Source organism: Vibrio splendidus 12E03, assembly GCF_000272105.2.
Lineage (GTDB): Bacteria > Pseudomonadota > Gammaproteobacteria > Enterobacterales > Vibrionaceae > Vibrio > Vibrio splendidus_I.
In genome coordinates, this window is the sequence record NZ_AJZD02000007.1 from 20,853 (window position 1) to 33,668 (window position 12,816).

Here is a 12,816-nt window from a genome sequence, read left to right on the forward strand (position 1 = left end):
CTCATTGATATCCATCGACTATTTTAGATTATTAAGTGGCGAATCGCGTTTATGCATGATAATTAACCATGAACTTGACCTTAAACACAATTAGCTATACGTTGTAAAGCTGATGAAAATAAAATCAATCGGTTTTGTTAACACAACCAATAACGTTTTAACTGGCTAAAGCAAACTATCAGTTTACAAAAAACAACAAGTACATGAATAGTTAGTCATTTACTGTCTGGATGACAGAGAAGCAAAAGGGAGAATTGCAATGGCTCTATATGATCCTAGTCTTGAAAAAGACAACTGTGGATTTGGTTTAATAGCGCAAATGGAAGGCCAACCTAGTCATAAGTTGGTAAGAACTGCTATTTCAGCCCTAGATCGCATGACACACCGTGGTGGTATCGCTGCGGATGGTAAAACCGGAGATGGCTGTGGCTTATTACTACAGAAGCCTGACTCGTACCTCAGAATTATCGCAGAAGAGAATAACTTCAACCTCGGCAAGCAATACGCTGTCGGCATGATTTTCTTCAGCCAAGACCCAATCAAAGCACAATCCGCGCAAGACATCGTCAATAAAGAGCTCGCTCAAGAGACACTCACCGTCGCAGGTTGGCGTGCCGTGCCGACTAACACCGACGTTTTGGGTCCAATCGCAAAAGACTCGGTTCCAAACATTCAACAAGTGTTTATCTCAGCACCTGCAGGCTGGCGTGAGCGTGACATCGAACGACGCCTATACATTGCTCGTCGCAGAATTGAAAAGCAGATCACCGAAGACAAAGATTTCTATATCTGTAGCCTGTCAACACAAGTAATGGTCTACAAAGGTCTGTGTATGCCGGCCGATCTTCCGCGATTTTACCTCGATCTTGCAGACTTACGTATGGAATCTGCAATATGTCTGTTCCACCAGCGTTTCTCAACTAACACACAACCACGCTGGCCACTGGCTCAACCGTTCCGCTATTTGGCTCACAATGGTGAGATCAATACCATTGAAGGAAACCGTCAATGGGCTAAGGCTCGTGCCTATAAATTCTCTTCACCACTGTTGCCAGATTTACAAACCGCAGCACCCTTTGTGAATGAGACAGGCTCAGACTCTTCAAGCTTAGATAACATGCTCGACCTGTTCCTTGCCGGAGGTATGGATGTGTTCCGAGCGATGCGTATGCTTGTTCCGCCCGCTTGGCAAAATCACCCAGATATGGATCCAGATCTGCGTGCCTTTTACGACTTCAACTCCAAGCACATGGAACCGTGGGATGGCCCTGCTGGCATCGTACTTTCAGATGGTCGTTACGCCGCATGTAACCTTGATAGAAATGGCCTGCGCCCAGCGCGTTATGTGATTACTAAAGACAACCTAATCACGCTGGCATCTGAGGTCGGGATCTGGAACTACGCACCAGATGAAGTTGCAGAAAAAGGTCGTGTTGGGCCGGGTGAGTTGCTGGTTATAGATACTCGCCGCGGCAAGTTATGGCAATCTAACGAAATCGATAATGACCTCAAAGGCCGCCACCCATATAAAGAGTGGATGGAAAAGAACGTTCACAAGTTAACGCCATTTTCTGCGCTGCAAGATGACCAAGTCGGTAAGCGTAGCTTTGACGATGACACGCTCAAGACCTACCAAAAACAGTTTGCGATGAGCAACGAGGAATCAGACCAAGTACTGCGTGTACTCGGTGACATGGGGCAAGAAGCGGTAGGTTCAATGGGCGATGATACGCCGATGGCAGTTCTCTCTTCAAAAGAGCGCTTGGTCACTGATTACTTCCGTCAGAAGTTTGCGCAGGTCACTAACCCTCCGATTGATCCATTACGTGAAAAACACGTGATGTCTTTGGCGACCAGTATTGGTAAAGAGATGAACGTGTTCTGTGAAACAGACGGTCACGCCTATCGTGTGACTTTTGATTCACCCGTACTGCTTTACTCAGACATGCAGCAGCTTCTGCAGTTAAGTCAAAAACATTACCGTCATGTCATTCTCAGCATGCACTACGACCCGAATCATCAAGACCTTGAACAAGCAATCAAAGCAGTATGTGATAGCGCCGAACAAGAAGTCCGCGAAGGTGCAGTTTTAGTTGTGCTATCGGACAAAGGATTAGAGAAAGGCAAACTACCAATCCCTGCAGCCATGTTGGTTGGTGCGGTGCAAACAAGACTTGCTGATACCAATCTGCGTTGTGATGCCAACATCGTGGTTGAGACAGCAACTGCTCGTGACCCACACCAGTTCGCAGTTTTACTAGGCTTCGGTGCGACCGCGGTTTACCCATACCTGGCTTATGAAGCATTAGGTAAAATGTTGGATGATGGCTCTTTAGACAAAGACTATCGTACCGCGATGCAAAACTACCAAAACGGCATCAACAAAGGTCTGTATAAGATCATGTCGAAGATGGGTATTTCTACGATTGCTTCATATCGCTGTTCGCAGCTTTTCGAAGCCGTTGGCCTACATTCTGACGTTGTTGATCTCTGTTTCCGCGGAGTTACCACACGAATCCAAGGTGCTAGCTTTAGCGATTTCCAACAAGACATCTATAACTTATCGCGTAAAGCGTGGACTAAGCGTAAGCCTATCGAGCACGGTGGTTTACTGAAATACGTCCATGGCGGTGAATACCACGCCTATAACCCAGATGTGGTCGGCACGCTGCAAACCGCAGTTAAAACTGGCGAAACTTCGGATTACCTCTCTTTTGCTAAACAGGTAAATGCTCGCCCTGCCGCGATGCTGCGTGACTTAATGAGCCTGAAAAAAGCCGATAATCCACTAACACTTGAACAAGTCGAGCCGAGTAGTGACCTCTTTAAGCGCTTTGACTCGGCGGCGATGTCGATTGGTGCCCTGAGCCCAGAAGCGCATGAAGCACTGGCAATGGCGATGAACCGTTTGGGCGGTTATTCAAACTCAGGTGAAGGCGGTGAAGATCCAAGACGTTTTGGTACCGACCGTAACTCACGCATCAAACAAATTGCGTCTGGTCGTTTTGGGGTAACACCACATTACCTAACCAATGCGGATGTTCTGCAAATCAAGGTAGCGCAAGGTGCGAAACCCGGTGAAGGTGGGCAGCTGCCAGGCCATAAGGTGACGGCAGAGATCGCCAAACTGAGATACTCAGTTCAAGGTGTTACGCTGATCTCCCCTCCTCCGCACCACGATATCTACTCAATCGAAGATTTGGCTCAGCTGATTTTCGACCTTAAGCAAGTGAACCCTAACGCCTTGGTTTCAGTGAAGTTGGTGTCTGAACCGGGTGTTGGTACTATCGCGACAGGTGTAGCGAAAGCTTATGCCGATTTGATCACCATTTCTGGTTACGATGGTGGTACTGCAGCGAGCCCACTGACCTCGGTAAAATACGCAGGATGCCCTTGGGAACTTGGACTAGCAGAAACCCAACAAGCACTGGTTGCTAACGGGCTTCGTCATAAGATCCGTCTACAAGTCGATGGTGGTCTGAAAACTGGCCTTGATGTGATTAAAGGCGCGATTCTCGGTGCTGAAAGCTTTGGTTTCGGGACTGCGCCAATGGTCGCGATGGGTTGTAAGTTCTTACGAATTTGTCACCTAAACAACTGTGCAACGGGTGTTGCGACTCAAGATGAAACGCTACGCCGTGAATACTTCAAAGGCCTGCCAGACATGGTGGTGAACTACTTTACTGGCCTAGCCGATGAAGTTCGCCAGTACCTTGCAGAACTTGGCGTAGAGAAACTTACTGATCTGATTGGTCGTACTGATTTGCTTGAAGCCGTTCAAGGCCTCACGGCGAAACAGAGCAAGCTCGATCTCTCTTCGATATTGGAAGCTCCGGTATCTGCTGAAGGTCATCCATTATTTTGGACAGAGCCAAACGCACCCTTTGATAAGGCTCAACTCAACCAACAGATCCTTGATGATGCAATCGATGCGATTGAGAAACGTCAATCCACCAGCCTTTACTACAACGTGATCAATACCGATCGCTCGATTGGTGCTCGAATCTCTGGCGAAATTGCCAAACGTTACGGTAACCAAGGCATGGCAGGCTCACCCATTAAGTTGTATCTCGATGGTACCGCAGGCCAATCCTTTGCGGTTTGGAACGCTGGCGGCGTAGAGCTGTATCTGACGGGTGATGCCAATGACTATGTCGGCAAAGGCATGGCGGGCGGCAAAGTAGTGATCAAACCTCACCAAGGCACAGCGTTTACTTGTAACGAAGCGACCATCATCGGCAATACCTGCTTGTATGGCGCAACCGGAGGCAAGCTGTTCGCTGCGGGTACTGCCGGCGAGCGATTTGGCGTACGTAACTCAGGTACCGTTGCGGTGATTGAAGGTGCAGGTGACAACGCTTGTGAATACATGACAGGCGGTATTGTTGCCATTCTTGGCGCAACCGGAGTGAACTTCGGTGCCGGTATGACGGGTGGTTTTGCTTATGTGATGGATAAGAATGAAGACTTCCAAGGCCGTGTGAACAACGAATCGGTCGAAGCGCTTTCTCTGTCTGATTTATTTATCCACCAAGAACATCTGCGTGGCTTAATTGCTGAACACTTAGAAGAGACTGGCTCAGTACACGCTGAAGCTATTCTGGCGAACTTTGATGAATGGATTCCGAAGTTCTACCTAGTGAAGCCAAAGACGGCGGATCTGAACACCTTGCTCGGCCACCAAAGCCGCAGCTCAGCTGAACTTCGTGTTCAAGCGCAATAATTGGAAGGAGCCAATAATGAGCCAGAATGTATACCAATTTATTGATGTGAATCGCGTAGACCCAGCGAAGAAACCAATCAAGATACGTAAGATTGAGTTTGTAGAGATCTACGAACCTTTCACTAAGCAACAAGCCAAGGCGCAAGCTGACCGCTGTCTAGACTGTGGTAATCCTTACTGTGAATGGAAATGTCCAGTCCATAACTACATCCCTCAGTGGCTTAAGCTTGCCAATGAAGGACGCATTATCGAAGCCGCTGAACTGTCCCATCAAACCAACAGCTTGCCTGAGGTTTGCGGACGAGTTTGTCCTCAAGATCGTCTATGTGAAGGCTCTTGTACCCTCAACGACGATTTCGGCGCAGTAACCATCGGCAACATTGAAAAATACATCAATGACAAAGCGTTCGAGATGGGTTGGAAGCCAGACATGTCGCATGTCGAATGGACCGACAAAAAGGTCGCAATCATTGGCGCAGGCCCTGCCGGTCTTGCTGCTGCTGATATCTTAGTTCGAAACGGTGTGAAGGCCGTAGTATTTGACCGCTATCCGGAGATCGGTGGCCTGCTCACATTTGGTATCCCATCGTTCAAACTCGAGAAAGGCATCATGGAAAACCGTCGCCGTATCTTTAGTGGTATGGGTGTCGAATTCAAGATGAATACCGAAGTCGGTAAAGACGTTCAACTACAACAACTGGTCGATGACTATGATGCTGTCTTCTTAGGTGTCGGCACCTATAAAAACATGCGTGCTGGGTTAGATAACGAAGATGCACCGGGCGTTTATGATGCCCTGCCATTTCTTGTTTCCAATACCTACAAGGTCATGGAACTGGATAACCCAACGCCGTTTATCGACATGAAAGGTAAGAAGGTGGTCGTGCTTGGTGGTGGTGATACCGCGATGGACTGTGTCCGAACCTCGATTCGCCAACATGCAGCTAATGTTGTCTGTGCTTACCGCCGAGATGAAGCCAATATGCCGGGCTCTCGCCGTGAGGTGAAGAATGCGCGTGAAGAGGGTGTGAAGTTCAAGTTCAACCTCCAACCTATTGGCTTAGAGCTTAACAACGCTGGTCATGTGGTTGGCGTTAAATTCGTGAAAACCGCTTTGGGTGAACCTGATGAAGCAGGTCGCCGTCGCCCGGAACCTGTAGAAGGTAGTGAGCATGTTCTTGAAGCAGATGCCGTTATCATGGCATTTGGTTTCCAACCTCATGCGATGGAATGGCTAGAACCTTTCGGTGTGGAGCTCGATCAGTGGGGTCGCATCAAGGCTCCTAACAAACAAGAGTTTCAATACCAAACCACCAACAGCAAGATCTTTGCAGGTGGTGATGCGGTTCGAGGATCTGACTTAGTGGTGACCGCTATCGATGAAGGCCGTAAAGCCGCAGAAGGGATATTGGATTACCTAGAAGTGTGATTAATCTAAGGTTTCCTTTATTACTCAGTTCGTTACTATAAAAAAGGATCCAATGATGGATCCTTTTTTGAATTAGATACGTTTATCACAAGCATAACGAAAATACGTAAAACAATCGCAAACAAGCCAATACCTATAACTACAATTAAAACTAAAACAACGCCATAGGAAACACTATGAAAAAAGCCGCTCTCCTCTCGCTATCACTTTTAACGTTAACCGCTTGCAGCCAAGGAATCACGGACATGAAAGATAGAACTTCATCACCTTGTGGAGACAAACCAAACTGCGTATCAACTCAAGATGACCGTGAGCAACATGCATTGGCCGCGTTTGAGTTGTCAGATTCAGCGAACTTAGATGCGATTGAGCAGGTTGCGCTAACCTTACCGGGATCGAAAACCGCGAGTAAAACAGAAGATTATCTGCGTGTTGAATGCACCTCTCGCATCATGCGTTTTGTCGATGACTTAGAACTTAAAATCACCGATGGCAAATTGATCGTGCGTTCAGAGTCTCGTACTGGCTATTCTGATTTTGGCGTAAACCGAAAACGAGCTGAACAACTTCGTGCTCGCTTGAAAAGCGAAGGCCTAATCAAATAGATAAAAGAATACGCAGATAAATCGCTACTATTCGGATGAGAAGTGCCTCTGGGCAGTCGCTCGACACTTCTTATCCATGCTACAATTTCGCTCTACTGTTTAAATATTATTTATTAAGAGACTACACATGAAAATCGGCATCATTGGCGCAATGGAGCAAGAAGTTGCGATCCTAAAAGCAGCAATTTCAGACATTACTGAAGTTAATAAAGGCGGTTGTACCTTTTTCTCTGGTCAGCTAAATGGTGTTGACGTTGTTTTGCTTCAATCTGGCATTGGTAAAGTAGCAGCGGCTGTTGGTACTTCAATCCTACTAAGCGAATACCAACCAGATGTCGTTCTCAACACGGGCTCTGCTGGCGGTTTTGATTCAACACTGAACCTTGGCGATGTGGTTATCTCAACTGAAGTTCGACACCACGATGCAGACGTTACAGCTTTCGGTTACGAAATCGGCCAAATGGCAGGTCAACCTGCAGCGTTCAAAGCTGACGACAAACTGATGGCTGTTGCTGAACAAGCACTAGCACAAATGGAAGACAAGCATGCCGTTCGCGGTCTTATCTGTACTGGCGACGCATTTGTTTGCACAGCTGAACGCCAAGAGTTCATCCGCAAGCACTTCCCATCTGTTGTTGCTGTAGAGATGGAAGCATCGGCTATCGCTCAAGCTTGTCACCAATTCCAAGTACCATTCGTGGTTGTTCGTGCAATCTCTGATGTTGCAGACAAAGAATCACCAATGAGCTTCGAAGAGTTCCTGCCACTAGCAGCGCAAAGCTCTTCTGAAATGGTTATCAAGATGGTTGCCCTACTAAAGTAAGCGACTAGACATGCAAACACTGTTTGATCAGGTATTTGCAAATGGCGTGCTCCTTGTGATGTGGGGAGCACTGCTTTTTCATTTAATTTTACCTATCCCCCATGCCGCACACCCCACGACCTTATGGCATAAGTTTGCTGAGCTTTTAGCAAGCAAGGTTAATAACAACCACAACTATTCCCAAAGTTTAATCTCAGGCACATTAGCCTGGGGGTTAATGGTACTGCCGACTCTGGTTATTCTTCTGGCACTGCAACCATTGGTTTGGCAATCTCAACTATTTGAATTAGCACTGTTATTACTCGCAATTGATTGGCGCAATAATGAAAAGCTGGCAAATCAGTTAATCAAAGCATTAGGCCGAGAAGATAAAGCTGCTGCTCGTCAGTTACTGGCTCCGATTATCAATCGTCAAACTGAATCACTTTCGTCACTTGGCCTAGGCAAAGCCGCCACAGAAACCATCATCATGGGCTACGCTCGTAACGTAGTTTGTGTGTTGTTCTGGTACGCCATTGGTGGTGGAATCGCCGCGTTAATGTATCGCCTTGTGGTCGAATTAGCTCGAGCTTGGTCGCCAAGTCGCAAGCAATTTTCTCCGTTCGGCTCAACGGCGATCAAGATAGTCGCGATTCTCGAATTTATACCGATGCGTTTTTTTGCTTTGATGATCGTATGTGGTGATAAAGCCACACACACGTTTAAGATGATGTTAGTTCAGAGTCGTTCTTGGCCACTGCCCGGCCCTGCCTGGTTGATCACGGCCGTTGGCAACAAGCTGGAGTTATCATTAGGTGGTCCTGCCATTTACGACAACACTAAAGCCATTCGCGCGAAATTAGGCGGAAGAATCGCACCGTCAGCTCTGCATCTGTCTCAGGTTCAGAAACTACTCTTTGGTCGCATCGCTATCTGGATATTTTTACAAAGCCTAGCCTTACTATTTATTCACCAAGGGATTTAGAGTGAAACCTTCAGCACTTGTTACAAGCCTTACTATTTTGTCTTCCAGCTTATGGCTGCCTTTATCATTTGCAGAAGAAGCACCACGGACTCAAGAAAAAGTACAGCCAGCTCAACGCGTGGTCAGCCTTGCTCCTCACGCCACAGAGCTCGCATACAGTGCGGGTTTAGGCGATAACTTAGTTGCTGTGAGCGAACGAAGTGATTACCCACCACAAGCCGATAAGCTAGAAAAAGTGGCAAACTATCAAGGTATCAAGGTTGAGAAAATTATCGCGCTTCAGCCAGATCTTATCCTTGCTTGGCCAGCGGGTAACCCACCGAGAGAACTGGCGAAACTGGAGCAGTTTGGCTTTAATGTTTATTACTCGAAAACCAAAAGCCTAGACAGCATCGCGACCAATATTGAGCAACTTAGCCAATACGCCAGCGATACGAGTATCGGTGAGAATAATGCTAAGCAATACAAAGAGCAGCTCAACGCATTAAGGCTAAAATACAAAGATGCGGAGCCGGTCAGCTACTTCTACCAGCTAAGTGAAAAACCTATTATCACCGTGGCACAAGGACACTGGCCAAGTGAAGTATTTGAGTTTTGTGGCAGCCGAAATATTTTTGAAGACAGCGCCTCCCCATATCCGCAAGTTGGTATTGAACAAGTTGTATTAAGGAAACCGCAAGTGATCTTCACGTCTCAGCACGCGATTGAGAATGGAACCATGTGGCAAACTTGGCAAAATGAGATCCCAGCAGTTGCTCAAAATCAGATTTGGTCACTCAATTCTGACTGGATTAATCGCCCAACAACGAGAACTTTGCAAGCGATCCAACAAGTGTGCGATTTCTTCGATAGAGCTAGGCAAAATCACTAACTATTTGCTGCGTTTTTTCGTACAATTCGCCACCGACCTGTCCCTACAATTTTAACCATAAGAGCACCAGTATCATGGACTCCATGCTGCTTTATATTATCGATTTATTTGGCACTGCCATCTTTGCCGTCTCAGGCGTTTTTGTTGCTGGCCGTCTTAAGATGGACCCCTTTGGCGTAGCCGTTTTAGGCAGTGTAACCGCAATTGGTGGCGGTACAATTCGAGACATGGCTCTGGGTGCAACTCCCGTGTTTTGGATCACCGACACCACCTATCTTTGGGTCATCATCACCACCTGCTTGCTGACCATGATTATAGTAAGACGCCCCAAACGCCTGGCTTGGTGGATCCTGCCAGTATGTGATGCGATAGGCTTAGCGGTATTTGTTGGCATTGGTGTAGAAAAAGCACTGATTTATCAAGATTCTGCATTAGTTGCTATCATCATGGGTGTCATCACCGGCTGCGGTGGCGGTATTATCCGTGACGTACTTGCCCGTGAAGTGCCAATGATTCTAAGAAGTGAAGTCTACGCGACCGCTTGTATCATTGGTGGCGCTTTCCACACCATGGCGATCAGTATGGGGCACGACTCAGAAACTGCATTTCTGGCCGGCGTGTTCTCAACACTATTGATTAGACTTGGCGCTATTCGCTGGCATTTATCATTGCCGACCTTCGCCATCAAATAAGCTATCATTACAAAGAGAAAGGCTCCGTAAAGGAGCCTTTTTTGATCCGGTTTCAAATCACTATACCCTCTATTTCCACTCATCAAAGATCCCCTCCTTTCCTAAAACTCAATTTAGTTAGTCCATTAGCCCACCAATTTAGTAATGTTTTTTATTTACTTATCTAGTCCACAGGCTATATTAATAAACAAATAGCTTTATAAAAGATTTTATTTACTAACATTGGCAAACGGGAGTTCAAGATGGGTATTGGTAAAGTGGGCATTGTTTTCTTCTCTAAGAATGGAGCAACTAAGCAAGTTGCAGAGACAATCGCTGAAGGTATTAACACTCAACAACCTAACTCAGTACTCCTTGTCGAAGTGCTATCTTCTGAAGTGGTCGAAGGAAGGTATGACAATGACGATAAGCTCAAGTCATTAGATAACTGTGACGCCATTATCTTTGGATCCCCGACTTACATGGGTTCACCAGCCGCGCAGTTTAAGAGTTTTATGGATGCAAGCAGTGATAGCTACTGTAAGAAAGCGTGGCGAAATAAACTCGCAGCAGGCTTTACCACTGGCGGCAGCCTTAACGGTGAGCAACAACAAACCTTGTTGAGCTTTTTCACTCTGGCTTGTCAGCATGGCATGATTTGGGCAGGGCTTGATATCTCAAAGCACATTGATAACTTAGGTTTGAATCGCACAGGATCAAGCATTGGTTTGGTCGCCAGTGAAGATGAGATGGCAGATAGCACCAGTAATCACATCAACAACAACGATCTTCAGACTGCTTTCTATTTCGGCCAACGCATCGCGAGCCTAGTTAAGAGAACCTAAGTAACTGACTAATTAACTGACGGGCTAACTTCAAAACTCCTAGCTTGTTTGATATCTATGAGCTCAAGACTAGAGAATGAATGTCGTTTCAGGTAACTTGATTCAATCATTCCCAACTTTCATGAATATACCCCAATGCTACTCGAAGGAATCGAAACTCTACTGGTATTGAGTAAAGCAAAGACCATGAGCCGCACAGGCAGTTTGCTTTATATCAGCCAATCAGCGGTCAGTAAACGGATTGCGAATTTAGAAAAGAAGCTAGGTAAAAAGCTCATTGAGCCGAGTGGCCGACAGATAAAACTCACGCCAGATGCGCTTGCATTAATCGAGAGTATTGGCCCTACATTCAATGAACTTCGCGGGCTTATTTATGAACAGCAAGAGTTGGAAGATACCACTCTCATCACCCTAGACAGCTCTAAGTCTCTGATAGCCGGTTATTTAGGTGAGATGATGGGCCAATTTATCCAGCAAGATAAGTACATCACCATAACCACCAACCACACGCCAAGAATCATAGAGCGAGTGCAATCTGGCAAGGCGACCTTGGGGTTGTGTGCTGGCTTGTTGCCACCGCATCATGGGTTGATGACCTTTCATCTATTTGATGAGCCGTTTTACATAGTGAGTAAGTCGCCGTTAACGGAGCTTCCTCCATTGGTGATTACCAACGATATGACCAACCCTGCCAACTCTTATCAGCTCTCAGTGTTAGAAAAGTTTGGAATTAAACCCTTGATGGAGATGGATGCCTACACCGCAGCAGCGCAACTTGCATTGGGCGGGACTGGGCCAGCGTTAATACCGCTCTCTATCGTAAAAACACTCAATATTAAGTCTCAATACCTGTTTAGCTTCCACGAATTAACAGGTTTAATTCGACCAATTCATATCTGTGTCAGACCGAATAGCTACCAGTCTCCGCGAGTTAAAACACTGATAGAATCCATTGTTGATGCTGTTCCCAAAGCAGTTTAGACGCCATTAGCATCGACATCACGATCACAAGAGGGCGAATCCATTTCTGCCCTTTTGTCACTACTACTTTAGCGCCAAGCTGAGCGCCCATAAAGCCACCAACCGCCATCACTAATCCTAACTCCCAAATTGGCAAACCAGCCAAAATAAAGAAAATTAAGGCCGCGATATTCGAGGTAAAGTTAAGTACCTTAGTGCGCGCCGTTGCATCGACTAACGAGAAGTGACCAATCGCAACAAAGCAGACGGTGAAGATAGAACCTGTTCCTGGGCCAAAAAAGCCATCATAGAAACCCACACCGCCACCAACACACAGAGCAAACATCGCCTCAGAGATCTTCTGTTTTCCTTCAGATGCTCTAGTTGGGGGGGCTAACAGGAAATAGAGAGAGATAGCGATGAGCAGCAACGGGATAACACTGGTCAGTAAGCTCGCATCAATGTGTTGGACTAGCTCGGCACCAATTGCAGAACCAATAAAGGTACAAAAGATAGCGAGGCGCATCTCCTTAATACTAACGATACCATTGCGCACGAAATACCAACTCGCAGAGAAGCTGCCGAAGGAGCTTTGGAGTTTATTGGTTGCCAGTGCCTGCGTTGGTGGAACTCCAGCCGCTAGCAATGCCGGTAGAGTCAATAACCCACCGCCGCCAGCCATTGCATCAATAAAGCCTGCTGCCGTTGCAACAACAAACAAGATAGCCAATATTTCTAGAGTGATTTCCATATACCCAACGCCTTAAAGTCCTGTGTAGCGACAAGTTACCACTCACGCCAGACGAGCAATAACGAAACACAATATTCTAACCTATTCCTAATTTTCATCATTTAACTAATGCTATCTAATAGGCATAAAAAAGCCCACTCCGAAGAGTTAATGCCGATCGTTTAAGAAGACTTG

At 46.5% G+C, this 12,816-nt stretch carries 10 protein-coding genes; 9 read left to right on the top strand and 1 reads right to left on the bottom strand.

Features of this window, described 5'->3' with window-relative positions:
* Window positions 1-259 precede the first annotated feature (259 nt).
* The 9 genes from gltB to A142_RS00865 all read left to right on the top strand — a co-directional run bounded on the left by gltB (window position 260) and on the right by A142_RS00865 (window position 11,912).
* Window positions 260-4,723: a glutamate synthase large subunit gene (gene gltB, locus A142_RS00825; protein ID WP_029405648.1), complete on the top strand. Its 4,464-nt coding sequence runs from the start codon at window positions 260-262 to the stop codon at window positions 4,721-4,723.
* Window positions 4,724-4,739: 16 nt separating this feature from the next.
* Window positions 4,740-6,152: an FAD-dependent oxidoreductase gene (locus A142_RS00830; RefSeq protein WP_029405649.1), complete on the top strand. Its 1,413-nt coding sequence runs from the start codon at window positions 4,740-4,742 to the stop codon at window positions 6,150-6,152.
* A 176-nt stretch (window positions 6,153-6,328) separates the two neighbouring features.
* Window positions 6,329-6,757 (top strand): DUF1499 domain-containing protein, encoded by a 429-nt coding sequence (locus A142_RS00835; RefSeq protein ID WP_019825232.1) that lies wholly within the window; start codon window positions 6,329-6,331, stop codon window positions 6,755-6,757.
* A gap of 127 nt (window positions 6,758-6,884) precedes the next feature.
* Complete coding sequence (gene mtnN, locus A142_RS00840) at window positions 6,885-7,580, top strand: 5'-methylthioadenosine/S-adenosylhomocysteine nucleosidase (RefSeq protein ID WP_012603226.1); 696 nt, start codon at window positions 6,885-6,887, stop codon at window positions 7,578-7,580.
* A 10-nt stretch (window positions 7,581-7,590) separates the two neighbouring features.
* The gene (locus tag A142_RS00845; protein ID WP_019825236.1) at window positions 7,591-8,544 is read left to right on the top strand and encodes a cobalamin biosynthesis family protein; all 954 of its coding nucleotides are present in this window, start codon (window positions 7,591-7,593) and stop codon (window positions 8,542-8,544) included.
* Between the two features lies 1 nt (window position 8,545).
* Entirely contained in the window at window positions 8,546-9,415 is an 870-nt protein-coding gene (btuF, locus tag A142_RS00850) for a vitamin B12 ABC transporter substrate-binding protein BtuF (protein ID WP_019825238.1), read from the top strand.
* Window positions 9,416-9,489: 74 nt separating this feature from the next.
* On the top strand, window positions 9,490-10,107 hold the full coding sequence (locus A142_RS00855) for a TRIC cation channel family protein (RefSeq protein WP_016789753.1): 618 nt from the start codon (window positions 9,490-9,492) through the stop codon (window positions 10,105-10,107).
* Window positions 10,108-10,349: 242 nt separating this feature from the next.
* On the top strand, window positions 10,350-10,931 hold the full coding sequence (locus A142_RS00860) for a flavodoxin family protein (protein WP_019825242.1): 582 nt from the start codon (window positions 10,350-10,352) through the stop codon (window positions 10,929-10,931).
* Window positions 10,932-11,066: 135 nt separating this feature from the next.
* Window positions 11,067-11,912 carry a LysR family transcriptional regulator gene (locus A142_RS00865; RefSeq protein ID WP_019825244.1) on the top strand — a complete coding sequence of 282 codons (846 nt, stop codon included), beginning with the start codon at window positions 11,067-11,069 and terminating at the stop codon, window positions 11,910-11,912.
* Here A142_RS00865 and A142_RS00870 read toward each other — a convergent pair.
* Window positions 11,863-12,642 (bottom strand): TSUP family transporter, encoded by a 780-nt coding sequence (locus tag A142_RS00870; protein WP_019825246.1) that lies wholly within the window; start codon window positions 12,640-12,642, stop codon window positions 11,863-11,865. The two genes, A142_RS00865 and A142_RS00870, sit on opposite strands and share 50 nt — an antisense overlap.
* Between the last annotated feature and the right edge of the window lie 174 nt (window positions 12,643-12,816).